This is a genomic window from Aeromonas sp. R7-1 (assembly GCF_040908115.1).
GTDB classification, from domain to species: Bacteria; Pseudomonadota; Gammaproteobacteria; order Enterobacterales; family Aeromonadaceae; genus Aeromonas; species Aeromonas caviae.
In genome coordinates, this window is record NZ_JBFODD010000049.1 from 111,370 (window position 1) to 137,506 (window position 26,137).

Below are 26,137 nucleotides of genomic sequence, written 5' to 3' on the forward strand. Positions count from 1 at the left end.
TCTCGGCTTATTCCATCATCTTTTCAATGGGCAGCACCAGGATGGAGCTGGCACCCAGGGCCTTGAGCTGTTCCATGGTCTCCCAGAACAGGGTTTCGCTGGAGACGACGTGCAGGGCCACCTGGTTGGTGTCACCGGCGAGCTGCATGATGGTGGGACGCTCCGCCCCCGGCAGCAGATCGGTGATGGCATCGAGCTTGTCTTTGGGGGCGTGCAGCATGATGTATTTGCTTTCGCGCGCCTGCTGCATCCCCTGGATGCGGGGCAGCAGCTTGTCGATGAGTTTCTGCTTGGCATCGTTCAGGGGGTTGGGGGCCTGCACCAGGACGGCCTTGGAGCGGTAGATCACCTCGACCTCTTTCAGGCCGTTGGCTTCCAGGGTTGCGCCGGTGGAGACCAGATCGCAGATGGCATCGGCCAGACCCGCGCGGGGGGCCACTTCCACCGAGCCGCCCAGCATCACGCTCTTGAAGCCCAGGCCCTTCTCGTCGAAGAAGCGCTTGAGCAGACCGGGATAGGAGGTGGCGATGCGTTTGCCGGCCAGGCTCTCGGGTCCTGTGTAGTTGACATCGTCCGGCACCGCCAGAGAGAGGCGGCAGCCGCCGAAGTCGAGCTGCTTGAGGGTCTTCACCGCAAAGGGCTGCCCCTGGGCTGCGCGGATGAGCTGCACCTCTTCGAGAACGTTCTCGCCGATGATGCCAAGATCGACCACCCCTTCCATCACCAGACCCGGGATGTCGTCATCACGCACTCGCAGAATGTCGATGGGCATGTTCTCGACATGGGCGATGAGGCGCTGTTCCCGCAGGTTGATCTTGAGGCCGCAGCTCTTGAAGAGGGCCTGGGAATCCTGGCTCAGACGACCGGATTTTTGCATGGCGATGCGCAGACGTTGTGTTTCCATTGCTCGATTTCCTTCTAGTCAAAAACGAAAAAACCCTCGGAAGTATGTGCTTCCGAGGGTTCATGAATCTTGCGGTCCTTTTGGAAGTCACCAGTTAAGTGTCTTCCAGCAGTCAACCTCCTGAAAGACTATTCGGGATGATGATGGTGATGATGAGTCTTCAGGGTGGTGAACTTCATGATGTAATCAATCCTTTACAAATCAGATGCCGTTGTTGACGCCCGATTTAAACTACCTGCCTTGACAGAAAATGCAACCGAAAAATGTGATCAGGACGATTAAAGTTGAGAAAACGGTTTTCTGGTCGATAACTAGACAATGAGATGCCAAAGGAGGCGACATCATGCCCAGCCAGGACCTGTTATTTCCCATCCTGCCCCGCGCACCCTCGACACCGAGCCCGGATGACATCAAGCGGGAGGTGACCCAGATCAGCCAGAAACATCAGCTGCGCAAGATAGGCACCGACAATGGCGGCGGTGGCCAGCATCACCAGCAGAGAGAGCAGCCGCCAAAGCCTGATCAACCAGCGGTGCAGGATGATGATCACAAACCGGATCCGGACCACCGGATTGATCTCTTCGTCTGAACGCATTATCAGTCCCGCTTTTTCCGCGCTTTTGGCATAATGCCCGCTTTTGCAGCGGGACATGCCTTTGACCATCATCCAGACCCTGTTCAAGCCAGACGGCCCCCTGGCCCGCCATATCGACGGCTTCAAGGCCCGTGCCCCGCAACTGGAGATGGCCGAGGCGGTGTCGCGCGCCATCAAGCAAGGTGGCCGCTTGCTGGTGGAGGCTGGAACGGGCACTGGCAAAACCTATGCCTATCTGGTGCCTGCGCTGGAATCCGGCAAGCGGGTGGTGATCAGCACCGGGTCCAAGAATCTGCAAGAGCAGCTCTTCTATCGGGATCTGCCCACCATCACGGGGGCGCTTCACTACACCCCGCCGGTGGCACTGCTCAAGGGGCGCAGCAATTACCTCTGCATCGAGCGGATGAACCGGCTGTTGAGTGAATCCCATCTGCAAAAGCCCGAGATCCTGAGCGATCTCGTGAAGGTCAAATCCTGGTCGACCGCCACCGACAACGGCGATGTGGGGGATATCCCGGGGCTACAGGAGAACGCCGAGATCCTTGCCCACGTCACCAGCACCAACGACAACTGCCTGGGTCGCGACTGCCCCTATTACGATGATTGTCACCTGGTCATCGCCCGGCGCCGTGCCATGGACGCCCAGGTGGTGGTGATCAACCACCACCTCTTTTTCGCTGACATGGCGGTCAAAGACACCGGCTTTGGCGAGCTGGTGCCCGAGGCGCAGGTCTATGTATTCGACGAGGCGCACCAGCTGCCCGAGATCGCCAGCCACTACTTCGGCAAGTCCGTGGGCAGCCGCACCATCCAGGATTTGGCGCAGGATATCCAGCTCGCCTACCGGGCAGAGGCTCATGACATGGCCCAGCTTGGCAAGGCGGCGGACAGGCTCGCCATTGCCAGTCAGGATCTGCGCCTTGCCTTCGGCGTGGAGGGGGGGCGCGGCAACACCCGGGATCTGCTGAGACAATCCCTCTGGGCCCAGGCGCTGGCCCGCCTCAATGATGCCATCGGGCTCTGTTATGAAGTGCTGAAACTGGCGCTCGGGCGAGGGGAGCAGCTGGATCACTGTTTCGAGCGCATCAGCGAGCTGCGTACTCGCCTTGGGGAGGTGCTGGCGGTCAACCAGACCGGTTTCTCCTACTGGTATGACTGTTCGCGTCTGCACTTTACCCTCAACCTGACGCCGCTGTCGGTCGCCGAGCGCTTCGGTGTCGAGGTGCAGCGCCCCGAGGTGGCCTGGATCTTCACCTCGGCCACCTTGACGGTGGACAATCGCTTCGCCCACTTCGTCGCCGAGATGGGGCTGGCCGGCAGCGCCGAACTCATTCTCGACAGTCCGTTCGATTACGCCGAGCAGGCGCGCCTGTGCGTACCCCGTTTCTTGCCAGAGCCCAATGCCTTCGGGCGCGGGGAGCAGCTGGCGACCCTGATGATCCCCCTCATCAACAAGACGCCGGGGGGGTGCTTCTTCCTCTGCACCAGCCATCAGGTGATGCGCCAGGTGGCCGAGGTGCTGCGCCGGGAAATCGGCCGCACCGTCCTGCTGCAAGGGGAAGACAACAAGCAGCGGCTGCTCAAGACCTTCGTGGAGAACGGTCGGGCCGTGCTGGTGGCCACTAGCAGTTTCTGGGAGGGGATAGACGTGCGGGGGGCGGCATTGTCCTGTGTTATCATCGACAAGCTGCCCTTTGCGAGCCCGGACGATCCCCAGCTCAAGGCACGGGTGGAGGATTGCAAGCTCAAGGGGGGGGATCCCTTTGCCGAGCTGCAGTTGCCCAAGGCGGTGATTGCCCTCAAGCAGGGGGTGGGGCGGCTCATCCGTGATCGCAGTGATCACGGCGTACTGGTTATTTGTGATCCCCGGGTGGTCAACAAGCCCTATGGCGCCACCTTCATCAAGAGCCTGCCTGCCATTCCACGGACCCGGGAGCTGGCGACCCTGGGAGAATTTTTCGGACCACGGGAGTGAGTCCGCCGCGCCGGGGCTGATTGCCCCCGGCCATGCATGACGGCAGGCCTTGGCCATGCTGACGATTTAACTGACTGATGTGAAGAGAATAAAAAGAATGGATGAGTTGAAGATCCTGGCCGTGGATACCGCCACCGAAGCCTGCTCCGCAGCCCTCTTGGTGGGCGATACCCTCTTTTCCCGCTGGGAAGAGGCGCCCCGTGACCATACCCGCAAGATCCTGCCCATGGTTCAGGCTCTGTTGGATGAAGCCGGTCTATCGTTGGATGAGCTCGACGCCATCGCCTTCGGTCGTGGGCCTGGCTCCTTCACCGGGGTACGGATCGGGATCAGCGTGGCCCAGGGGCTCGCCTTTGGTGCCGGCGTGCCGATGATCGGTGTCTCCACCCTGGCGGCCATGGCCCAGGGGGCCCATAAGCTGGAAGGGGCCGAGCAGGTGCTTGCCGCCATCGATGCGCGCATGGACGAGGTCTATTTCGGCCACTACGCCCTGGTGGACGGAGTGATGACGCTGGTGGGCGAGGAGGTGGTGAGCGAGCCAGCCGCACTGGTGCAGGCCCGTGACAAGCTGACTGGCGCGGTGAGCTGCGTTGGCACCGGTTTTGAAACCTATGGCGAGACTCTGGGCGGCCTGGCAGATGTGCTGATGCCAAGCCAGGTGCGTTTCCCGGCGGCCGCCGACATGCTGCCTCTGGCACGCCAGGCCTGGTTTGCGGGTGAGGCGGTGCCGGTTGAGCAAGCCACCCCTGTCTATCTGCGTGACAAGGTGACCTGGAAGAAACTGCCGGGTCGCGAATAAACGGCAGCGGCTGCCCCGGGCTGCTTTGTCGGACGATGAAGGAGAGACGAATGAGAAAATCCGTGATCATGCTGGGATTGGTGGGGCTGCTGCTGGGCGGTTGCAGCACGGTGCCCAAAGAGCTTGCCTATGAGCCTGCGGATCAGCTGGTGGCCTATCAACCCGCTCTGCAGGGGATGGAAGGCAAGCCGGCCCGCTGGAGCGGTGTCATCTCGGCGGTCCACAACAAGGCGGATCAGAGTGTCATCGAGGTGGTCTATCTGCCCCTCAAGTCCAATGGGGTGCCGGAGCAGACCGAGCAGAGCCCCGGTCGTTTTCTCGCCATCATGCAGGGGTTTGTCGACCCGACCCTCTATGCCAAGGGTCGCAGCCTGACGGTGCTCGGCACCCTCGACAAGCCGGTGGACAGCCAGATTGGCGAGCACAAGTATCGCTTCTCGGTACTCAAGGTGACGGGGAGCAAGCTGTGGCCACCGGTGAAGGAGGTGGAGATCCGCTACATGGATCCCTACTTTTACGATCCTTTCTATGATCCCTTCTGGCCCAGACGGCCCCTGCGCCGCTGAGGAGCCCGGATGACGGCGACATTGCAGGAGCGCAGGCTGCGCCTGGCGGACGGGCGGCACATCGCCCTGCTGGACAATGGTCAGGAGGGCAGACCGCTGCTGGTGGCCCTCCATGGCTGGCTCGACAACGGTGCCAGCTTTTTGCCTCTGGCCCCCTGGCTGGGAGCGTTTCATCTGGTCTGCGTCGATCTGCCGGGCCATGGTCACTCCGATCACAAGTCGACTCCCTATGTCTTCGTGGACTGGCTGGATGATCTCTACCAGATCACCCAGGCCGCGGGCTGGCAGCGTTTCATCCTGCTTGGTCACTCCCTGGGGGCGCTGATTGCCTCTGCCTATGCCGGCGTTTTTCCCGAACAAATCGAGCGGCTCATTCTGCTGGAGGGGCTCGGCCCCTTGAGCCAGCCCGACGAGGAGGTACCGGGGCAGCTGCGCCGCGCCATCCTCAACCGCACTCGTACCCGTGAGCGTGCAACCAGTGGATTTGCCACCCTCGAGGAGGCGGTGGCTGCCCGCTGCAAGGTGGCAGACATCCCCCCGAGTGCGGCACGCCTTATCTGCGAGCGACAACTGGAGGCGCGGACAGGGCGCTGGTATTGGCGCAGTGATCCCCGTCTTCGCGATCTCTCGCCCCTGCGCATGAGCGAGGGGCAGGCCCAGGCCCTGATCCGGGCCATCGTCTGTCCGGTGCTCTTTATCCGGGGAGAGCAGGGCTTCCCCGGGTTCCTGGCACAGTGGCAGTTGCGGGAGGCGGCCTTTGGCCACATTGAACGGGTGACAGTGGCAGGAGGCCATCATTTTCATATGGAAAATTCATCAGAAACCGCCGTTTATATCGAAAACTTCGCTCAAATCCGGTAGGATCGGCGGCTTTGAATCATGTCAGGTTTGCTTTCTCCCTCACATTTCCCGTTGTTAATTCACTGTTAATTGATGTTGCCTTATGTAAATATGTGCGGCATTAGAGCATGAACTTAAAACAATTGATTGAAATGGATGTGACAGGGACGGAGGCAACACAGTGAGCGCACAGGTGCGAGTTATGCAGGAGAAGTTCGTGGAAAGAGTCTGGCTGAAGCGTTATCCAGAAGGGGTGCCCGCCGAGATCAATCCAGACCAATACGGCTCTCTGGTCGAGATGTTTGAAGAGTCGGTGAACCAGTTCGCCGATCAACCCGCCTTCGTCAACATGGGGCAGACCATTACCTACCGTCGGCTGGAGGAGCAGTCCCGAGCCTTCGCCGCCTACCTGCAAAACGAGCTCAAGCTCGGCAAGGGGGACAGGGTGGCCGTGATGATGCCTAACCTGCTGCAATACCCCATTGCGGTATTCGGCATCCTGCGGGCCGGCATGACGGTGGTGAACGTCAACCCCCTCTATACCCCGCGCGAGCTGGAGCATCAGTTGAAAGACTCCGGCGCCAAGGCCATCGTCATCGTCTCCAACTTTGCCCACACCCTGGAAAAAGTGGTGTATGACACCCCGGTCAAGCATGTGATCCTGACCCGGATGGGGGACAACCTGGGGCTGGCCAAGGGGACCCTGGTCAACTTCGTGGTCAAATACGTCAAGAAGCTGGTGCCCAAGTACAACCTGCCCCATGCCAGCACCATGCGCCAGGCCCTCGCCAAGGGGCGCTACCTGCAGTACATCAAACCCGAGATCAGCAACCAGGACATCGCCTTCCTGCAATACACCGGCGGGACCACCGGCCTCTCCAAGGGGGCCATGCTGACTCATCGCAACATGATCGCCAACGTCGAGCAGTGCCTCGGTGTCTATGGCCCCGTGCTGGAGCGCGGCAAGGAGTTTGTGGTCACGGCGCTGCCGCTCTATCACGTCTTCGCCCTGACGGTGAACTGCCTGCTGTTCATGCGTCTGGGGGGCTACAACCTGCTCATCAGCAACCCCCGCGACATCCCGGGTTTTGTCAAAGAGATCAAGAAGTATCCTTTCACCTGCATCACCGGGGTGAACACCCTGTTCAACGCCCTGGTCAACAACGACGAGTTCAAGGGCATGGATTTTGCCAAGCTCAAGCTCACCATCGGTGGCGGCATGGCGGTGCAACGGGCGGTGGCCGAGCAGTGGAAGGGGCTGACCGGCACCCCGCTGCTGGAGGGCTATGGCCTGACCGAGTGCTCGCCCCTGGTGAGCGTCTGCCCCTATGATCTGGTGGATTACAACGGCTCCATCGGTCTGCCGGTCTGTTCCACCGAGATCCGTCTGGTGGATGACGAGGGGAACCAGGTCACCGAACGGGGTGCCCCCGGCGAGATGCAGGTGCGCGGTCCTCAGGTGATGACCGGCTACTGGCAGCGCCCGGAGGCGACCGCCGAGGTGATGCAGGATGGCTGGCTCTGCACCGGCGACATCGCGGTATGCGACGAGCAGGGTTTCTTCAAGATTGTCGATCGCAAGAAGGACATGATCCTGGTCTCCGGCTTCAACGTCTACCCGAACGAGATAGAAGACGTGGTGGCCCTGCATCCCAAGGTGCTGGAGGTGGCCGCCGTCGGCGTACCCAACCCGGTGTCCGGCGAGCAGGTGAAGATCTTCGTGGTCAAGAAAGATGCAAAGCTGGCGGAAGAGGAGATAATTGCCCACTGCCGCAAACATCTGACTGCCTATAAGGTGCCGAAACTGGTAGAATTTCGCGACGAACTTCCCAAGACCAACGTGGGCAAGATCCTGCGCCGCGTGCTGCGCGACGAGGAGATTGCCAAGCAGTAACCGGCATGCACTGCTTTGCAGTCCAGCGCTGTCGTTATGCAAAACCGTGGGACATCCACGGTTTTTTCTTTCTGGATCCGACCAACGTGCAGGCAACGATGCAATATCAACTCATTTCACAGCAAGCCGAACTGGATCAGTATCTCGCTTCTCTGGCCGACGTTCCCCTGGCCATCGATACCGAATTCGTTCGCACCCGTACCTACTATCCCCAGCTCGGTCTGTTCCAGATCTACGATGGCAAGCAGCTTGCCCTGCTCGATCCCCTGACCCTGGATCTCTCCGGTTTGTGGCAGCGCCTCGGTCGGGCCGGACAGATTGCCATCCTGCACGCCTCCGGTGAGGATCTGGAACTCATCCAGCATCAGGCGGGTCACCTGCCCAACCAGATGCACGATACCCAGCTGGCGGCAGCCTTCCTGGGCCATGGCGTGTCGGTGGGGTTTGGCGCCCTGGTCAACGAATTCCTCGGGGTCGAGCTTGAGAAGGATCAGGCCCGTACCGACTGGCTGGCGCGCCCCCTTACCCCTCGTCAGCTGGAATATGCCGCGGCGGATGTCTTCTACCTCATGCCCCTCTACGAGAAGGTGATGGCCAGACTGCGCGAGAGCGGCAAGTTCCCCTGGTTCGAGCAGGAGTGCCAGAACCACTCCGCCCGCAAGACCCAGGGCAGCGATCCCCGTCAGGCCTACCTCGAGATAGTCAACGCCTGGCAACTGGGTCGCCGTGAGCTGGCCATCCTGCGCGAGCTGGCCGCCTGGCGCCAGCAGGAAGCGGTACGCCGGGATCTCGCCCTCAACTTCGTGGTGAAAGAGCTGCACCTGTTCAAGGTGGCGGAGCGTCGTCCCGCTTCCCTTCGGGAGCTCAACGAGCTGGGCCTCTCGCCCATCGAGATCAAGATCCACGGCAAGCGGATGCTGGACATCGTCGCCGCCGCCCAGCAGAGCGACCCTGCGAGCTGGCCCGATCCCATCCGCCGTCTGGTGGACTTCCCCCAGTACAAGGCCGAGCTCAAGCGCATCAAGGCCATGGTGGAGGAGAAGGCCAAGGCCAGCAACATTCCGCCGGAGCTGGTGGCGAGCAAGAAGATCATCCACCAGTACTTCACCTGGAGCTGGCGCATGAGTGCCGAGGAGCGGGCCAGGGCGGACAAGCCCATGCTGCTGCAAGGGTGGCGTCATGAGCTGGTAGGCCACCTGCTGGCCCAGTGACGAGTACGCAGTACGAGAAGGGGAGTCCATGACTCCCTTTTTTCATGCCTGTGCGGCTGCCCCGGGGGTTGCCGGGATCGTCGCACCAGGGGGTTGGTCATGATGGGAAGCGAGAAGGGGTGGAGGAGGAAAATGGCGGGCACAAAGGGTGCCCCCATCAGAGTTCGTGAGCGTGGAATCCCTTGCGGTAGCGGGCCTCGCAGCGCGGGCAGCGTTGCAGGGTCGGATCCTGTTCCAGCTGTTCAGGGAGCAGCGGCTCCTCACAATCGGAGCAGAAGCCATAGAGCCCCAGATCCATCTGGCAGAGCGCCGCGTCGAGCCGCTTGAGGCGTGCCACGCTGTGTTCCACCCCGGGCAGATCGAGACGGCTTGTCAGATCAACCAGTTGATCCCGCTCGCAGCGCTCCACCTTCTGTGCCCAGTCATCTTGTCGACAGGCATTGAGCTGACGGATCAGCTCCTCTCTTGTTTGCGCCCAGTCGGTCAGAAGGCGCTGATGCCATTCGGCCAACCGGGCTTGCGTCACTTCACACACAGCAGCCCCCAAAAACGAGTGATAAAACTCGGCCAGTATAGGGAAACCCGCGGTTTATCAAGATGACATGAGTCAAGTTAACCGTGCTTTGACGGGTTTTTCCGGCAGGTGCTGCGGCTTGCCGGTGATGACGTAGAGCACCCCCGCCACCAGACAGACGACACCCACCAGGGTACTCATGGGGGGCATGATCCCGCGCAGCATAAAGGCGTACAAGAGCCCCGCCAGAGTCTCGAACACGATGAGCGGCCCGACCAGCACGGTCGGCAGGCGCTGGCTCGCCTCGTTCCAGCACAGGGTGCCGAGCCAGGAGCAGAAGAGCCCCACTGCCCCCATCAGCAGCACGAAGCGCAGGGGCGTCGGCCCGAAGGGCAGGGGAAAGTCCGGTGCGCTCAGGGCAAGATGGCCGAGGCTGCCGAGATAGGCAATGAGCGCCACCGGCAGGGTCACCAGCCCCTGGGCGGTGGCCCAGACGGCCGGACTGCGGCCCGGGTGCTCGCGCAGCCAGCGGGCGTTGCGCAGGGGATACCAAGTCCAGCACAGCACGGCGCCCACCGCCAGGGCGAGCCCAAGCAGTTGTTCGGTGCGCGCCTCGGTGTGCCAGGTCAGCTCGGCGCTGTTGACCAGATAAAGGCCGGCCCCCATCAGCACCAGGGACGGGTAGAGCCGGGTGCGGGAGAGGCGACCGTCCCGTGCGCCATAGAGGCGGTTGGCGGCCAGGGCCGTCACCACCGGCAGGGTGCCGATAAACATGGCCGCCAGGGGCGAGCCGATGCGCAAGATGGCCCCCGACAGGCAGAAGTAGTAGAGGAGGTTCCCCACCAGAGTGAGGGTGAGGGCCTCTCGCCAGTCGCTGGCCGAGAGGGCCGCCAGGTGTTTGCGGGCCTGCCAGGCGAGCGGCAGTACGATGAGGCCGAAGGCGAGGTAGCGGCCGCTCGCGAGCAGGGCGGGGGGATAGCCGTCTACCAAGAGGGGGGCGACGAAGATGAGCCCCCACATCAGGCCGGCCAGCAGGGCAAACAGGACTCCGATCAACATGTTTCATATCCGGTAAAGAAGAAGGAGGCCAGCCTAGCAGGGGGGAAGGGGGGCGTATTGAACCAGATTGCGCTTTAGCGGCCAGCCTGCACCTGTTTCTGGTAGCGGACCGGGGTGGTGCCATAGCGGCGCAGGAAGGCCCGGTTGAGGTGGGACTGATCGGCCAGACCACAGGCGGCGGCCACCTCGGCAGCGGGCAGGCCGGCAGCCAGCCACCCCTTGGCGCGCTGCAGGCGGATGGCCATCAACATCTGCTGGGGGGTGACGTGAAAGCGGGCCTTGAAGCTGCGCTGGAAGTGGTAGGGGCTGAGGTTCACTGCACCGGCCAGCTCGGCCAGGGTCATGGGGCGGGCGAAACAGGCCTGCATATAGTCGATGGCGCGGCCCAGAGGGTGGGTCGCTTCGCGCGGGGCAGCCAGGGCCCGGGCATGGGGGCGCAGGGTCTCGCACACCCTTAGCAGCAGGCCGTCGGCGGCGAGCTCGCTGTCACAGTGCCAGAGGGCATCCAGGGCCGCTTGCAGGACGGGGGCAGTGCGCGGATCGCTTCGCACGGCATCGGTGAAATGCCAGTCGCGCTCGCCGCTGATGGCCTCGAGCCGATCGGCGGGCAGGTAGAGCATGCGATAGCGCCACCCTTGCTCGCAGGCTGACTCGCCCGTGTGCAGCTCATCGGGGTTCATCAGCACCAGGCTGCCGGGACCGGCCAGGAGCTGGCTGCCGCGATAGCGAAAGCGCTCGGCACCGCACTCGATGACACCGAGGCCAAACCCCTCGTGACTATGGGGATCGAAGATGTGGTGCTGGATGTGGGCGCGATAGAGCTCGGTCGCAGGCTGCCCCGGCAGGGAGCGAAAATCGGCCCTGTCGTGCTGATGGGTAAAGTTGACCGGTACTCCCTGCATCCTGACCTCCTGTCAATGAGCCTTCATCATAGGGCGCCGCGGGGTGGCGGCCAAGTCTAGGCCTGTGAGGCGCACTCGCACTCGCGCTCGAGGGCGGAGCGGATCTCCTCTGCGGTCTTGATGGTGCGGATGCGACGAAACAGCTCGTCGGCCTGGGGGTATTCCCGCACTATGTAGGAGAACCACTGCTTGATGCGGCTCGGGTAGTAGTCGGCCTTGTCGCTCGCCAGATCCTGCTCGGTATAGGTCACCATCAATTGCAGTACCTCGGCCCAGCTCATGTGGGCACACCCCGTCTTCATCACGTTGGCGAGGTTGGGGAGGGAAATTGCGCCCCGGCCAACCATGAGGGCATCGCAACCGGACACCCGGGCACAGGTCAGGGCATCGGCATGGTTCCAGATCTCGCCGTTGGCGGTGACGGGGATGGGCAGGGCGCGGCGGATGGCGTCCACGTACTCCCAGTGGGCCGGCGCCTTGTAGCCTTCGCGCTTGGTGCGGGCATGCACCGCCAGCTCGTTGGCGCCCCCCTGATAGACGGCCTGGGCGTTGTCCAGATAGAGATCCTTGTCATCGTATCCCAGGCGGATCTTGGCGCTCACCGGCAGGTGGGCAGGCACGGCCTCCCGCACCGCCTTGACGATGCGATAGACGGTCTCGGGCTCCTTGAGCAGCACGGCGCCCCCCTTGCTCTTGTTGACCGTGGGGGCAGGGCAGCCGAAGTTGAGGTCGACCCCGGGAGAGCCGAGCTCGATGGCCCGGATGGCATTTTCTGCCAGCCACTCCGGATGTTGTCCCAGCAGTTGCACTCGTACCGGGGTCCCTGCGCGGGTCTTGCCATCCTGTTTCAGCTCGGGGCAGAGGCGATGGAAGACCTTGGCGGGCAGCAGTTGATCGACCACCCGGATGAATTCACTGACGCAGAGGTCGTAATCATTGACGGAGGTGAGGACCTCCCGCATCAGGTGATCCAGCACCCCCTGCATGGGGGCCAAAATAACGCGCATAGCTGCTTCCGAAGACAAGGGGAGAAAAAAGAGCGCAGATTGTAGTGGCAATGGCCGGGATTGTCAGCCGTCAGCCCACTCGATGGCCCCCATCGACGGCCGCAGACTGGGCCAGGCTGTCAGCTTCCGGGCCAACTCTGTTAGGCTAAAGGCAGTGATACATGCAGAGGAGTACCCATGAAACGCTGGTGTCTGATGGCCCTGGGCTGGCTTGCCTTCGCCACCGGGATAGTCGGGATAGTCCTGCCCCTGCTGCCGACCACCCCCTTCATGTTGCTGGCGGCGGCGCTGTTTGCGCGCTCCTCCCCCCGCTTTCATGGCTGGTTGCTGGCGCATCCCTGGTTTGGCCCCCCCATCCTCGACTGGCAGCAGTATCGCGGCATTCGCCGTCACGCGAGACGCCGCGCCATCATCTTCATCCTGATCTCGTTCTCGGTATCGCTGCTGGTGGTGCCGTTGCCCTGGGTGAGGTGGCTGCTGGTTGTCATAATGGTGATCCTGCTCACCTGGTTGATGCGTCTGCCGGTGCTGGAGCCGGTTGCAATGAAGAAGTGAAATCCCTAAGCTATCGCGGCAATAATGCTATGGAGTCGGCTCGTCATTTTTGCGTGACGGGCCTTTTTATTGCCCCCAGGCGGAGACCCCGTGCGCCGCCATGGCAGGGCTCAAAAAATAAGCGGTCAAATAATGAATCCGGAAACCCTGAAGTTTATCGAAGCGAGCATCAAGACCATTCCCGACTATCCGAAGCCGGGCATTCTGTTTCGCGACATCACCAGCCTGATCGAGAATGCCGAGGCCTTCAAGGCCACCATCGATCTGCTGGCCGATCATTACCGTGATCAAGGCATCACCAAGATTGTCGGCACCGAGGCCCGTGGCTTCATCTTCGGCGCCCCGGTTGCCTACGCCATGGGGCTGGGGTTCGTGCCGGTGCGCAAGCCGGGCAAGCTGCCCCGCGCCGTCATCGAGGAGTCCTACGCACTGGAGTACGGCACCGACACCCTGCAACTGCACACCGATGCCATCGTGCCCGGTGACAAGGTGCTGGTGGTGGACGATCTGCTGGCCACCGGCGGCACCGTCGATGCCACCGTCAAGCTCATCCGCCGCGCCGGCGGTGAGGTAGCGGATGCTGCCTTCATCATCTCCCTGCCGTCCCTGGGCGGTGATGCCCGCCTGACCGCCGCCGGCGTCAAGGTGGTCTCTCTGGTGGAACTCGCGGGGGCGTAAATCGCCCCTTCGCGCGGCAGGCCTCGTCACCCTGCTTTCTGCCGCAAACCGGTGCCTGAACGGGCACCGGTTTGAAATTCAAGCGATCCCTCCCAAGGCGGCGCATCCCCCATACAGCCAGCCCTCCATTTGTGTTAGCATCCAGCCTCAATGCCTCGTTTCCCAGCATCGAGATCTATGAGCTATCAGGTTTTGGCGCGCAAATGGCGCCCCCATACGTTTGAACAAGTGGTCGGCCAGCAACATGTGCTGACTGCCCTGACCAATGCCCTGGATCAGGGACGGCTTCACCATGCCTACCTGCTGAGCGGGACCCGCGGGGTGGGCAAGACCACCATCGCCCGCATTCTGGCCAAGAGTCTCAACTGCGAGCAGGGGATCAGCAGCCATCCGTGCGGTGTGTGCGATACCTGCCGCGAGATCGATCAGGGCAATTTCGTCGATCTGCTGGAAATCGATGCGGCGTCCCGCACCAAGGTGGAAGACACCCGCGAACTGCTCGACAACGTGCAGTACCGTCCGGCCCGTGGTCGTTTCAAGGTGTACCTCATCGATGAAGTGCACATGCTGTCGCGCCACAGCTTCAATGCGCTGCTCAAAACCCTGGAAGAGCCGCCCCCCTATGTGAAATTCCTGCTGGCCACCACGGATCCGCAGAAGCTCCCCATCACCATCCTCTCGCGCTGCCTACAGTTTCATCTCAAGAGTCTGGATCAGACCCAGATTGCCAGGCAGCTCGAATGGGTACTGGACCAGGAGGGTCAACCCTTCGAGCCTCGCGCCCTGCTGGCCCTGGCCAAGGCGGCCGACGGCAGCATGCGCGATGCCCTGAGCCTCACCGATCAGGCGTTGGCCCACGGCAACGGCAGCGTGCGCCTGGAGAGCGTGCTCGCCATGCTGGGGACCCTCGATCATCACCACCTGCATCAGTTGCTGGAGGCGGTGCTGCGCCAGGATGCCCCGGCCACCATGGCCAAGATCACCGAGATTGCTACCCTGGGGCCGGATTTCGACCAGCTTCACGCCGAGCTGGAAGCCTTGCTCCATCGGGTGGCCATGGCGCAACTGCTGCCTGCGAGCGTGCAGGAGCAGGGGGCGGATGCCGATGCCTTGCTGCAGCTAGCCGGAGCCATGAGCCCGGAAGAGGTGCAGCTCTGCTATCAAATCGTGCTGGGGGGGCGCAAGGATCTGCCCTGGGCCCCTGACGGACGCACCGCACTGGAAATGACCTGTCTGCGGATGCTGGCCTTCTCTCCCCGGCGCGAGGTGGTCCATCCCGCCAACCTGGCGGCCCAGCCTCTCATGACAGGGCACACCGGCGTGATGGCGGCTGCGAGGGAAAACGCGCCGCTCCTGCCGGGAAAGCCTCAGGGGGCTGAGCCGGCCCCGGCTGCCAGCGCAGCACCACAGGCTCCCGCCGCGCCAGCATCGGTCCTTGAGGCCGAGCACGTCGCCCCCGCACTCAAGGCGGAGGAGGGCGCAGTGCTGGATCCGCTCTTTGCCGAGCAGGATGAGCTGCTGCGCGAGGCCGAACGGATGGGCTACGAGGCCGCGGTGCCCACCAGTCCGCCTGCAGAGCCAGCCTCTGCGCCGTTGGCGGCGGATGACACCGGGCAGACGCAGCAGGTTGAGGTCCAAGGGGAAGACGTCGCCATCTCTTCGACCTCCAGCATGCAGAGCCTGCTTGGCAAGCGCAATCTGCTGCGAAGCCGCCTGCGTGGCGAGCAGAGTGCAAACGCCGCGCCTGCCCGGGTCACTCCCGTCAAACCGGTGGCCGCGACCAAACCGGCCCCTGCGATGCCTGCCGTCGCAACTTCACCCCAGACCGAGGTGCAACCAGCGGCGCGGCCCGAGATGCCGGGGCAGGGACCTGCCTTGCAAACAGGGTATGACGACCTGCCTCCTCTGGATGCCTATGAAGAGGGGGCCAGTGACTACGAAGAGTATCTGAATCAGGGGTTTGACGAGGGGTTTGCCAGTGCCCCGTTGCCCACGCGGGCAGTGACTTCCGCCCAGCCAGCTCCCGCCACCATGGCACCTCCTTCGCAGGAGGATCTGCCGCCCTGGGATCTGGGCGCTGACGCCGGCAGCGCGGATGCGGCGGCACCTGTGGTTGCCGCTATGGTGCCTGCCGCGCCTCCAGTGGCTGCCAGCGAGCCTCAGCCCGCCATTGCGTTGATGGAGACCATCGACTGGGATGCGCTGGAGAGCGACGCCCAGCCCGAGGAGGAGGGGGAGGTCGCCCGTCTGATCCCCTCGTCCTTGCTGGTCAATTGCGGGGACGCCTGGGCCGAGCTCATCGCCCGCACCGGGGTGGGGGGTCGGCTGCGTCAACTGGCCATCAACGCGGTGATGACCCGGGACGGCAAACGGGTCTCCCTGATGCTCAAACCCGAGCAGCGCCATCTGGTGAGCGACAAGGCCCGCGCCGATCTGGCCGAGCTCATCGGTCCCGAGCTGGGCGGCCCGGTTCACATCGATGTGACCCTGGGCTCGGATCCCGCGCGGGAGACGCCGCTCGAGATAGAGCATCGTCTCTATCTCGGGGTGCGTGAACAGGTGAGCCGGGATCTGGCGGCGGATCCCAACGTACAATTCTTGCAGCAGCGTTTCGGCGCCGTGCTCCATCCCGAGAGCATTGAACCACTGAGTCGCTGAATTGCGGTGAAAAAACCGTGCCGGGGTTTGTCCCCGGTTGAAAAGACTTTTGGCTGCCCCCACTTAGGGTAGATGAACCCACAGCCCGGCGCTGGATGCCGGATTTCAAGACGAGAGACGATCTATGTTTGGTAAAGGTGGAATGGGTAACCTGATGAAACAGGCCCAACAGATGCAAGAGCGCATGCAGAAGATGCAAGAGCAGCTGGCCCAGATGGAAGTGGTCGGCGAGGCGGGCGCAGGCATGGTCAAGGTGACCATGGCCGGCAGCCACAGCGTGCGTCGTATCGAGATCGATCCCAGCCTGATGGAAGATGACAAGGAGATGCTGGAAGATCTGGTCGCCGCCGCCGTCAATGACGCCGTGCGCCGCGTGGAAGAGCAGAACAAGGCCAAGATGGGCGAGCTGACCGGCGGTATGCAACTGCCCCCGGGCTTCAAGATGCCCTTCTGAGGATACTGCCCGTATCTGTTTCCCCTCCTCTGAGAAGGGGAAAAATGAAAAGGCCAGAGCCAAGCTCTGGCCTTTTGCATGTCGGCACACCCGGGAACGGCCATGAACAGATCATGGCGGGAGCTGCGTACTTGCCTGCCCCAGGGGGGAGAAGCCCTCGACCAGATGATCGATGAGGGCGCGGATGGCAGGCAGCAGACCGCGGCGTGAGGGGAAGACCGCGTGGATCACCTCCTGGCGCGGTGCCCAGTCGGGGAGCAGACGCACCAGCCGGCCATCGGCCAGGGGCTCATTCATCATCATGGTGGGCAGTTGCACGACCCCGAGCCCGTCGATCGCCCCCTGACGCAATGTCTGCATGTCGGTGGTGGCAAAGCGGGGGCTGTGGTGCTGTTTGACTCTGGCATCATCGGGGCCCAGCAGGGTCCAGTGATGGCCTTCCAGGCTGGCGCCGTGACCGAGGCTCGGCCATGACAGCAGATCTGCGGGGGCCCGGGGCATGCCGAGTGACGCGACAAGGGCCGGACTTGCCACCAGACACTGGGTCGCATAACCCAGCACCCGCATGGCGAGATCGCTGTCCTCCAGGGGCAGTGGTCGCACCCTGAGCGCCATGTCCAACCCCTCCGCGACCAGATCCACCGCCCGGTTGACCCCGACGAGCTGCACCTTGACGCTGGGATGGGCCAGGGCGAAAGAGACCAGCATCCTCCCTACGTGGGCGTGCAGCAGATCGATGGGGCAGGCGATGCGCACCAGACCGCAAGGCTCGCTCTGGGTCGCGGCGATGAGATCCTGCGCCGCATCGGCTTCCACCAGCATGGCCCGGCAACGGGTGTAATAAGCCTGCCCGAGTTCGGTGACGGTGAAGCTGCGGGTGGAACGCTGGATAAGACGCACCCCGAGTCGCTCCTCCAGCATGGCGATGCGGCGGCTGAGCCTGGATTTGGGCATGCCGAGGGCCCTGCCGGCCTGGGCAAAGCCCCCGTGATCCACCACCTGGACATAGAAATAGAGGTCGTTGAGATCCTGTTGCATGGGGTTATCGTTCACAAAATAGGACGCTGATGGCCAATTTTACGTCTACCGGACGCAGCGTTCCAGACTCACAATGCGAGCCACGACACATCCCGTGACGATCACCCAGGAGAGCATCATGAAAAGAGTCATCGGTATTTACAGCGCCCCTCGACAACACTGGGTCGGTGACGGATTCCCGGTTCGCTCGCTGTTCTCGTATCAGACCCATGGCCGCGCCTTGAGCCCCTTCCTGCTGCTGGACAGGGCTGGCCCGGCACATTTCGAGCCCGCCGATCATGCCAGGGGCGTGGGGGAACACCCGCACCGTGGTTTTGAGACGGTCACCATCGTCTATGAAGGGGAGGTCGCCCATCGCGACTCGACCGGCCAGGGGGGGATCATCGGTCCGGGAGACGTGCAGTGGATGACGGCCGCCGCCGGCATCATGCACGACGAATTCCACTCCCAGGGGTTCACCCGTCGTGGTGGTACCCTCGACATGGTGCAGCTCTGGGTCAACCTGCCCGCCAAACACAAGATGTCGACGCCCGGTTATCAGGGCATCACCAGCGACAGCATCCCGCAACTGAGCCTCAAGGAGGGCGATGTGCGGGTACGCATCATCGCCGGGAACGATGCCGGGTTGCAACAAGGCGAGGTAGTGGGGCCAGCCCGCACCTTCTCGCCCATGAACATCTGGGATCTGCGGCTCAAAGGCGGGGCCAGCGTGGTGCTGCCAGCGGTAGCGGGATGGAACAGCGCCTTGGTGGTGCTCAAGGGCTCTCTCATTATCAACGGTCAGGAGCGCGCGGGCGAAGCACAACTGGTGCTGCTCGATCCCAACGGGGAGGAGTTCATGCTGGAGGCGGAGGGCGAGGCCAGCTTGTTGCTGCTGAGTGGCGAGCCCATCGATGAACCCATCGTGGGTTATGGCCCCTTTGTCATGAACAGCGAGGCAGAGATCCATCAGGCGATAGATGATTTCAACAGCGGCCGGTTCGCCGTCATCGCCCCCTGAGACAATCCCGATAAAAACAAAGCGCCTGATGGCGCTTTGTTTTTTTATGAGCCCTGGTCAACCGAGCCAGCCGAGGGCCAGCGCCAGCCTGCCGCACAAGGCAGCCAGCAGGATGCCAAGCAGGGTGCGCAGCAGCCAGATCACCACCAGCTGTCCCACGCTCACCGGGATCCGGGTGGCCAGAATGCAGGGGATGGAGGCAGAGAAGAAGAGCACCGAGCTGACCGAAACCACGGCCGCGACATAGCGCACCAGCAGGTCGGCATCCTTGAGCAGGATGGCGGGCAGGAACATCTCGGCCAGACCGGCCGAGAGGGCCTTGGCGGTGGCGAGCGGCTCGCCGAGATCCAGCAGCCAGGTCAGTGGCCAGAGCAGCCAGCCCAGCAGATCGAACAGGGGAGTGTGCTTTGCCAGCAGCAGGCCCAGCAGACCGACGGACAGTATGGTGGGCACCACGGCAGCGGCCATGTGAAGACCGTCCCTGAGGTTGTCCTTCAATTGCCGCAGCAGGGGATCTGCCTGGTGGGACTGGGTCAGGCCGCAGGTGAGGGCCGCCTGCCAGCGGCTCATGCCAGCCGGTAGCGGCTCGTCGGTCTCCCCATGGTGAGCCAGGCGACTGATGGGAGGAACACGCGCCAGGATGGCGGTGATGACGAAAGTGATCACCAGGGTGGACCAGAAGTAGAAGTTCCAGTGTCCCATCAGGTTGAGGGTCTTGGCCACGATGATCATGAAGGCGGCCGAGACGGTGGAGAAGCCGGTGGCGATGATGACGGCTTCTCGCACCGTGTACTTGCCCGCGAGGAAGACCCGGTTGGTGATGAGCAGGCCCACCGAGTAGCTGCCGACGAAAGAGGCGACCGCATCGATGGCGGAGTGACCCGGCGTGCGCCACAGGGGGCGCATCACGGGTTGCATCAGCACCCCGATGAATTCCAGCAGGCCGAAACCGAGCAGGAAGGTCAGGGCCATGGCGCCGATAGGCACGATGAGACCCACAGACATGGCCAGCTTATCGAACAGGAAGGGGAGGCGATCCGGGGTCATCAACCAGGCAGGGCCCCAGTCTGTGACATACAAAATGGCCAGGGCCAGCCCGAGCAGCTTGAACAGGCTCAATACCCTGTCGATGGGACGGGCGCGCCAGCGGCCATCCAGCAAGGGGGTGATGGCGCCATAGGCGATGAGCAAGAGAATGAGGGTCAGGGCAAGGGGGCGCTGGGCAATCAGAAAGCCGGCCAGGTGATCCACCACTATGGTGCTGCGCCCGCCAAGCTCGAAGGGAACAAAAAAGATGGCGATGCCAAGCAGGCTGGCCAGCAGCAGCTTGATGCCGGCCCCTGATCCTGCCGGTGCAGTGAGCGTGTGTTCAGGTTCCATTTTCTCTCCTTGTGATCCGCATGGTTCAATTCCATTGAGCGGATGATTTGTATATACAATATCGTCCGGCGCTCAAAATGGAAACACCAAAGTCACCAAAATGCAACATGTGAATCGATGTGGATGCAGATGACCCCAAGGTTGAAAAGCGTGATCTTGGGGGGAAGAGGGGCCGGGACGGCGAGTGGGTGGTGAGGCATCAAGAGGCAAAACAGGGAGGAAAGCGACCAGCGCCAGGAAAAACATGAGCGGCTATTTACCCTTTCTGGTCATATTCATTCATGGGCCTATATTCATGACTATTTATGAATAAATCATAAACCCTTTGTTCATTTGACTACTTTTCGGCTATCCCATTGCAGAGTAAGATGCCTCTTCAATAAAAATAAGAATTAGGAGTTCGGGTGTGAAGGCATTAGAGAAAGAAAGGATATCGCCCTATATCAGCCAGTTATACGAGTGCGGTATTAATGATTCTGACATTAAGCTCGTCGTGGACCAATTTCGCGCCGACGTTTCCTGCAGTTCATCCCTGTTTTTATTGCGGGATGATGACAAGAGCGACGGAATAAAGCTTTTTTCCAGCGGTCTGACCGAGGCCCAGCAGCAGTTTTACCTGCAACATCATCGCCAGGATGTGTGGTTCAACCATTACCTGGATAAAGGGTGCAAGGGGATCGTCAGCGCCAACAGCATTTCAAGCTCGGTGGGCCTGCTGGCAAGTTTCGGCGCCCAATTCGCCGCCGGCGGCGTCTGCCAGGTCAAAGGGCGTGGGCTGAGCAGCCTGTGCAGTTACCGTGGTGCAGCGCAAGATGATTTCAGCAGTCGCGACCTCACCTCGCTCTCGGAAATCTATTCCGGACTGGCGGCCTGGAGCCACCATTATTGGAACTTGCTGGCCCTGGAAACCCAGAACTATCAGTTGCAACAGCTGGTGAAAAACCATAATAAGCCCAGCGCCATCATAGACGACAAGGGGCATATTCATTATTCCAATGTGGCCTTCAACCGTATCGCCGATGAAAATGTGGAATTGCGGGCCATCAATGGCATTTTCTCTTTGCAGAATAAGGAGCAGCAACGTCAGCTCAAGGAGATCCTCAATGGCTTTGCCTATTTGCTGCCCGGCGCCAGCGCCTATATGTCCATTCCCCGTCAGCCTAACCTGCGCCCGCTGCTGGTCCAATGCACCCTGATGAGCGGACTCAGCCGCTTTGAACGCTATGTGGAAGTGGTGCTGCGTGACCCCGAGCACGCCTTCAACCCCGACATCGAAGCGCTGGCCAGCCTCTATCCCCTCACGATTGGTGAGAAGGAGCTGCTGGTACTGATGAGCAAGGGTTACAGCAGCAACGACATCGCGGAGCTGCGCGGTGTCAAGGTGGAAACCGTGCGCTCCACCCTGAAAGGGGTGTTCAAGAAGACCGACTGCCACAGCCAGAACGAGCTCTTGCTCTTGCTGCAATCCATCTCCTGATCCATGCGGACTATGCTTGGAGTGAGCCGGACATAGTGCCCGGCTCTTGCCTCCCCTCGGGAGGCTCGTTGGGGGAAAGCGTCATGGAATCACTCAAGGCAAAGGACTACATGCAGACCAAGCCCATCACCTTCAGCGCAGAGATGATGGTACAGGCGGCGGTGGAAAAATTTCTCAACAGTCATCAGTTGGGCGGCCCCGTAGTGGACAGCCAGGGACATCTGATTGGCTGGGTCTCCGAGCAGGATTGCATCGCCGTCATGCTCAAGGAGGCCTACCACTGTGAACAGGTGGCCCAGGTCAGGGATGTGATGCGCAAGGAGGTGCTGGCAGTCGGCCCCGACACCAGCATCCTGGATCTGGCGGAGATGATGATGGGTCAAAAGCCCAAGATCTATCCTGTGGTGGAGGAGGGGCGCCTGCTCGGGGTCATCAACCGCCACAATGTGATGCAGGCCATCCACGCCCAGCTTGGCACCTGTTTCGTGCATCAGGCCAGAGTCTGAACGGTGTTGTCTGGTTGTTTTCAAAGAGCAGGCTCCGGCCTGCTCTTTTCATCCGTGACGGTCATGACGCCTCCGGCTTGATGTGCTGGCGCGGCGCTTTAAGGCTTGCACCGCCCAGCCTCGCTCTTTAGGATCTCCCCCAGCTATCGATATGGCCCTTGATGGGCACTCTTTTAAGGAATTCGTACCTTGTCTCTCTCTATCGAGGCGCTGCGCCGCCGTCTTACCGCCTGCATGAATCTCGACGCCCGCCGTCTCTCCAGTCGACTGCACGGGGTCAAGAAGCTGCCGGAAGCCAAGCAGGCTGCCGTGCTCGAGACCATCGCCGCTGACCTGGATGTGGCACAGGCGCGCTACCAGTCCCGTCTGGCGGGCGTGCCCAAGGTCACCTATCCGGACAATCTGCCAGTCAGCCAGAAGCAGGGGGAGATCGCCAAAGCCATTCAAGAGCATCAAGTGGTGATCATCGCCGGCGAAACCGGTTCGGGCAAAACCACCCAGATCCCCAAGATCTGTCTGGCGCTCGGGCGTGGGATCAAGGGCTTTATCGGCCACACCCAGCCGCGCCGTCTGGCGGCCCGTACCGTCGCAGCCCGCATCGCCGAGGAGATGGAGTCCGAACTCGGCCACTACGTGGGTTACAAGGTGCGCTTTACCGATCAGGTGAGCGAGCAGACCCACATCAAGCTGATGACCGACGGTATCCTGCTGGCCGAGATCCAGAACGACCGGATGCTCACCCAGTACGACACCATCATCATCGATGAGGCCCACGAGCGCAGCCTCAACATCGACTTCATCCTGGGCTATCTCAAGCAACTGCTGCCCAAACGCCCCGATCTCAAGGTGATCATCACCTCGGCCACTATCGACCCGCAACGTTTCTCCCGCCATTTCAACAAGGCGCCGGTGATCGAGGTCTCTGGCCGCACCTACCCGGTGGAGGTGCGCTACCGCCCTCTCGTCAGTGATAAAAGCGAAGGGCTGGAAGAGCGTGACGAGCTGCAGGGGATCTTCGATGCGGTGGAAGAGCTGGCACGCGAAGGGCTCGGGGACATCCTCATCTTCATGAACGGCGAGCGGGAGATCCGCGATACCGCCGATGCTCTGCGCAAGCTCAACCTGCGCGATACCGAAGTACTGCCGCTCTACGCCCGCCTCTCCAATGCCGAGCAGAACAAGGTGTTCCAGCAACATGCCGGGCGGCGCATCGTGCTCGCCACCAACGTGGCGGAGACCTCGCTGACGGTGCCGGGCATTCGCTACGTCATCGATCCGGGCACCGCCCGCATCAGCCGCTACTCCTGGCGTACCAAGGTGCAGCGCCTGCCCATCGAGCCGGTCTCCCAAGCCAGCGCCAATCAGCGTAAAGGCCGCTGCGGTCGGGTGGCGGATGGTATCTGTATCCGTCTCTACTCTGAGGAGGATTTCAATAGCCGCCCCGCCTTTACCGACCCCGAGATCCTGCGCACCAATCTGGCCTCGGTCATCCTGCAGATGCTGGCGCTCGGCCTTGGCAATATGGAGGCGTTCCCCTTTGTCGAGCCGCCGGAGTCGCGCCATATCAAGGACGGTTTGACTCTCTTGAAAGAGCTGGAGGCGGTGAGGGAATTGCCCGCCACCGGCGATCGCGAAGCCAAACTGCAGCTGACCGAGATCGGTCGCCAGCTCTCGCGCATCCCCCTTGATCCGCGTCTGGCGAAGATGGTGATCAGCGCAGCGCAGACCGGCTGCCTGAGTGAGGTGATGGTGATCACCGCCGCCCTCAGCATTCAGGATCCCCGCGAGCGGCCCATGGAGAAAAAGCAGGCCGCCGACGAGCAGCACAGACGCTTTGAAGACAAGGATTCCGACTTCCTCGCCTTCGTCAATCTGTGGAATTACCTGAAAGAGCAGCAGGATCTCCTTGGCAGCAACCCGTTTCGCCGCATGTGCCAGAAGGAGTTTCTCTCCTATCTGCGGGTGCGCGAGTGGCAGGACATTCACTTCCAGCTGCGTCAGACGGTCAAGGAGCTGGGTTTTAAAGCAAACCAGGAACCGGCAGACTTCAAGACGGTGCACTGTGCGCTCTTGACCGGCCTCTTGAGCCATATCGGCAACAAGGATCTGGAAAAGCCCGAATTCCTCGGCGCCCGCAATGGCCGCTTCCACCTCTTCCCGGCTTCGGGCTTGTTTAAAAAGCCACCCAAGTGGGTGATGGCCGCAGAATTGGTGGAAACCTCGCGCCTCTACGCCCGCATCAACGCCAAGATTGAACCCGAGTGGGTGGAGCCGCTGGCGGGGCACCTTATCAAGCTGCACCACAGCGACCCCCACTGGTCGAAGAAAAACGGCGCCGTGATGGCCAAGGAGAAGGTGACCCTCTATGGTCTGACCCTGGTCAACGAGCGCACCATCAACTTCAGCCGCATCGATCCGGCGCTGTGCCGCGAGCTGTTTATCCGCCGCGCGCTGGTGGAGGGGGATTTCGAGACCCGCCACCGTTTCTTCAGCGATAACCGCAAGCTCCTGGCCGAAGTAGAGGCGCTGGAGCACAAGTCCCGCCGGCGCGACATTCTGGTAGATGATGAGGACCTGTTCCGCTTCTACGATGCCCGTTTGCCGGAGGAGGTGATATCAAGCCGCCACTTCGACAAGTGGTGGAAAGAGGCGCAAAAGCAGGACGCCGAGCTGCTCAACTTCGAGAAAGAGATGCTGATGAAGGGGGACGCGGCCCACATCAGCGATCTCGACTACCCCAACTTCTGGCAGCAGGGGCGCCTCAAGCTGAAATTGACCTACCAGTTTGAGCCGGGGGAGGCCGCCGATGGCGTGACCCTGCATATTCCGCTGCCGCTCCTGAATCAGGTGGAGGTGAAGGGGTTCGAGTGGTTGATCCCCGGGCTGCGTCACGAGTTGTTGGTGGCCCTCATCAAGTCGATGCCAAAGCCGATGCGCAAGAACTTCGTGCCGGCCCCCAATTATGCCGATGCGCTGCTCGCCAGCATCAACCCTGAACAGGGGCCGCTCTTGGACGAAATGGAGCGTCAGCTGCGCCGCATGACCGGTGTGACCGTGCCCCGTGAATCCTGGGACTGGTCTGCGGTGCCCGATCACCTGAAACTCACCTTCCGTGTGGTGGACGACAAGCACAAGAAGGTGGCGGAAGGCAAGGATCTGGAGGCATTGAAAGAGTCGCTGCGCGGCAAGGTGCAGGAGACCCTGTCGCAAGTGGCGGACGACGATATCGAGCAGTCTGGCCTCACCCTGTGGAGCTTTGGCGAGCTGCCCCAGGAGTACAGTCAGAAGCGGGGCGGTTTCGAGGTGAAAGCCTATCCGGCCCTGGTGGATCAGAAGGATTCGGTCGCCATCCAGCTGGTGGAAAGTCCTGTGGTGCAGCAGCAGCTGATGTGGGCTGGCCAGCGTCGGCTGGTGCTGCTCAACGTGCCATCTCCCATCAAGTACCTGCAGGAAAAGCTGCCCAACAAGGCCAAGCTCGGGCTCTATTTCAACCCGTTTGGCAAGGTGGCCGAGCTGATTGACGACTGCATCGCCTGTGGCTGTGACAAGCTGATTGAGCAGCACGGCGGCATGGCGTGGGACGAAGCCGGCTTCGAGGCGCTCAAGGAGTATGTCCGCGCCGAGCTCAACGATGCGGTGGTGGAGGTGGCCAAGCAGGTGGAAGCCGTGCTGACCCTCTCCCATGAGATCAAGAAACGGCTCAAGGGCAAGATGCAGCTCGACACCGCCTTTGCCATGTCGGACATCCAGCAGCAGCTCGGCAACCTCATCCACAAGGGCTTTGTCACCGAGACCGGCTGGCAGCGGTTGCCTGACTTGCTGCGCTACCTGCGGGCCATCGAGCGGCGCCTCGAGAAGCTGGCCATCGATCCCAACCGGGATCGGGTCTACATGCTCAAGGTGCACAGCGTGGAGTCGGAGTACAAGGCACTGCTCGCCAAGATCCCCAAATCCCAGCTTATTCCCACCGAGGTGGCCAATATCCGCTGGATGATCGAGGAGCTGCGAGTCTCCTTCTTCGCCCAGCAACTGGGGACGCCATACCCCATCTCGGATAAACGGGTGCAGAGCGCCATTGCCCAGTGCTAAGCTGCTATCTATCTGTTTTCTGAGCCATAGTGTGAA

The 26,137-nt window shown here is 61.8% G+C and carries 22 protein-coding genes and 1 other annotated feature; of the genes, 15 read left to right on the plus strand and 7 right to left on the minus strand.

What is annotated here, in order from left to right; all coding sequences use genetic code 11:
• Positions 1-7: 7 nt before the first annotated feature.
• Entirely contained in the window at positions 8-904 is an 897-nt protein-coding gene (gene hisG / locus AB5Y51_RS13465) for an ATP phosphoribosyltransferase (protein ID WP_010674694.1), read from the minus strand.
• A 28-nt stretch (positions 905-932) separates the two neighbouring features.
• Positions 933-1,057 (minus strand) — a sequence feature (His leader region).
• Positions 1,058-1,247: 190 nt separating this feature from the next.
• Between hisG and AB5Y51_RS13470 the strand changes: the two genes are divergently transcribed.
• The 7 genes from AB5Y51_RS13470 (at position 1,248) to rnd (ending at position 8,784) form a co-directional block, all read left to right on the plus strand.
• On the plus strand, positions 1,248-1,493 hold the full coding sequence (locus AB5Y51_RS13470) for a hypothetical protein (protein WP_010674695.1): 246 nt from the start codon (positions 1,248-1,250) through the stop codon (positions 1,491-1,493).
• Positions 1,494-1,554: 61 nt separating this feature from the next.
• A complete protein-coding gene (locus AB5Y51_RS13475; protein ID WP_368178584.1) occupies positions 1,555-3,474 on the plus strand; it encodes an ATP-dependent DNA helicase in 1,920 nt (639 codons plus the stop codon).
• A 97-nt stretch (positions 3,475-3,571) separates the two neighbouring features.
• Positions 3,572-4,273 carry a tRNA (adenosine(37)-N6)-threonylcarbamoyltransferase complex dimerization subunit type 1 TsaB gene (gene tsaB / locus AB5Y51_RS13480; RefSeq protein ID WP_010674697.1) on the plus strand — a complete coding sequence of 234 codons (702 nt, stop codon included), beginning with the start codon at positions 3,572-3,574 and terminating at the stop codon, positions 4,271-4,273.
• 50 nt (positions 4,274-4,323) lie between these two features.
• Positions 4,324-4,839: a Slp family lipoprotein gene (locus tag AB5Y51_RS13485; RefSeq protein WP_039039136.1), complete on the plus strand. Its 516-nt coding sequence runs from the start codon at positions 4,324-4,326 to the stop codon at positions 4,837-4,839.
• A gap of 9 nt (positions 4,840-4,848) precedes the next feature.
• Positions 4,849-5,700, plus strand: a complete 852-nt coding sequence (locus AB5Y51_RS13490) for an alpha/beta fold hydrolase (protein ID WP_103260103.1) — start codon at positions 4,849-4,851, stop codon at positions 5,698-5,700.
• Positions 5,701-5,896: 196 nt separating this feature from the next.
• Positions 5,897-7,573, plus strand: coding sequence for a long-chain-fatty-acid--CoA ligase FadD (fadD, locus tag AB5Y51_RS13495; protein ID WP_010674700.1), 1,677 nt, complete (start codon positions 5,897-5,899; stop codon positions 7,571-7,573).
• A 98-nt stretch (positions 7,574-7,671) separates the two neighbouring features.
• On the plus strand, positions 7,672-8,784 hold the full coding sequence (gene rnd / locus AB5Y51_RS13500; protein WP_048208697.1) for a ribonuclease D: 1,113 nt from the start codon (positions 7,672-7,674) through the stop codon (positions 8,782-8,784).
• Between the two features lie 157 nt (positions 8,785-8,941).
• Here the strand turns inward: rnd and AB5Y51_RS13505 are convergent, their stop codons facing one another.
• From AB5Y51_RS13505 to dusC, 4 genes are all read right to left on the minus strand, one after another.
• A complete protein-coding gene (locus tag AB5Y51_RS13505) occupies positions 8,942-9,310 on the minus strand; it encodes a TraR/DksA C4-type zinc finger protein (protein WP_052815020.1) in 369 nt (122 codons plus the stop codon).
• An 81-nt stretch (positions 9,311-9,391) separates the two neighbouring features.
• Entirely contained in the window at positions 9,392-10,357 is a 966-nt protein-coding gene (locus tag AB5Y51_RS13510) for a DMT family transporter (protein ID WP_221437031.1), read from the minus strand.
• Between the two features lie 74 nt (positions 10,358-10,431).
• The gene (locus AB5Y51_RS13515) at positions 10,432-11,259 is read right to left on the minus strand and encodes an AraC family transcriptional regulator (RefSeq protein WP_221437033.1); all 828 of its coding nucleotides are present in this window, start codon (positions 11,257-11,259) and stop codon (positions 10,432-10,434) included.
• 56 nt (positions 11,260-11,315) lie between these two features.
• A complete protein-coding gene (dusC, locus tag AB5Y51_RS13520; RefSeq protein WP_041215188.1) occupies positions 11,316-12,266 on the minus strand; it encodes a tRNA dihydrouridine(16) synthase DusC in 951 nt (316 codons plus the stop codon).
• A gap of 177 nt (positions 12,267-12,443) precedes the next feature.
• Between dusC and AB5Y51_RS13525 the strand changes: the two genes are divergently transcribed.
• From AB5Y51_RS13525 to AB5Y51_RS13540, 4 genes are all read left to right on the plus strand, one after another.
• A complete protein-coding gene (locus AB5Y51_RS13525) occupies positions 12,444-12,821 on the plus strand; it encodes a YbaN family protein (RefSeq protein WP_039039141.1) in 378 nt (125 codons plus the stop codon).
• A 132-nt stretch (positions 12,822-12,953) separates the two neighbouring features.
• Positions 12,954-13,499: an adenine phosphoribosyltransferase gene (apt, locus tag AB5Y51_RS13530; RefSeq protein ID WP_010674707.1), complete on the plus strand. Its 546-nt coding sequence runs from the start codon at positions 12,954-12,956 to the stop codon at positions 13,497-13,499.
• Positions 13,500-13,676: 177 nt separating this feature from the next.
• Entirely contained in the window at positions 13,677-16,157 is a 2,481-nt protein-coding gene (gene dnaX, locus AB5Y51_RS13535; RefSeq protein WP_324038016.1) for a DNA polymerase III subunit gamma/tau, read from the plus strand.
• 124 nt (positions 16,158-16,281) lie between these two features.
• Positions 16,282-16,611: a YbaB/EbfC family nucleoid-associated protein gene (locus AB5Y51_RS13540; RefSeq protein WP_005301028.1), complete on the plus strand. Its 330-nt coding sequence runs from the start codon at positions 16,282-16,284 to the stop codon at positions 16,609-16,611.
• 111 nt (positions 16,612-16,722) lie between these two features.
• Here the strand turns inward: AB5Y51_RS13540 and AB5Y51_RS13545 are convergent, their stop codons facing one another.
• Entirely contained in the window at positions 16,723-17,649 is a 927-nt protein-coding gene (locus tag AB5Y51_RS13545; protein ID WP_368178585.1) for a LysR family transcriptional regulator, read from the minus strand.
• 118 nt (positions 17,650-17,767) lie between these two features.
• Between AB5Y51_RS13545 and AB5Y51_RS13550 the strand changes: the two genes are divergently transcribed.
• Positions 17,768-18,649: a pirin family protein gene (locus AB5Y51_RS13550; RefSeq protein ID WP_368178586.1), complete on the plus strand. Its 882-nt coding sequence runs from the start codon at positions 17,768-17,770 to the stop codon at positions 18,647-18,649.
• 57 nt (positions 18,650-18,706) lie between these two features.
• On the opposite strand, the gene AB5Y51_RS13555 is transcribed toward AB5Y51_RS13550, so the two are convergent.
• Entirely contained in the window at positions 18,707-20,029 is a 1,323-nt protein-coding gene (locus AB5Y51_RS13555) for a YjiH family protein (RefSeq protein ID WP_010674712.1), read from the minus strand.
• A 406-nt stretch (positions 20,030-20,435) separates the two neighbouring features.
• Here AB5Y51_RS13555 and AB5Y51_RS13560 point away from each other — a divergent pair, with 406 nt between their 5' ends.
• The 3 genes from AB5Y51_RS13560 (at position 20,436) to hrpA (ending at position 26,101) form a co-directional block, all read left to right on the plus strand.
• Entirely contained in the window at positions 20,436-21,506 is a 1,071-nt protein-coding gene (locus AB5Y51_RS13560) for a transcriptional regulator (protein WP_041215183.1), read from the plus strand.
• 83 nt (positions 21,507-21,589) lie between these two features.
• Complete coding sequence (locus tag AB5Y51_RS13565; RefSeq protein ID WP_010674714.1) at positions 21,590-22,012, plus strand: CBS domain-containing protein; 423 nt, start codon at positions 21,590-21,592, stop codon at positions 22,010-22,012.
• A gap of 189 nt (positions 22,013-22,201) precedes the next feature.
• Positions 22,202-26,101, plus strand: a complete 3,900-nt coding sequence (gene hrpA / locus AB5Y51_RS13570; protein ID WP_368178587.1) for an ATP-dependent RNA helicase HrpA — start codon at positions 22,202-22,204, stop codon at positions 26,099-26,101.
• The last annotated feature ends 36 nt before the right edge of the window (positions 26,102-26,137 follow it).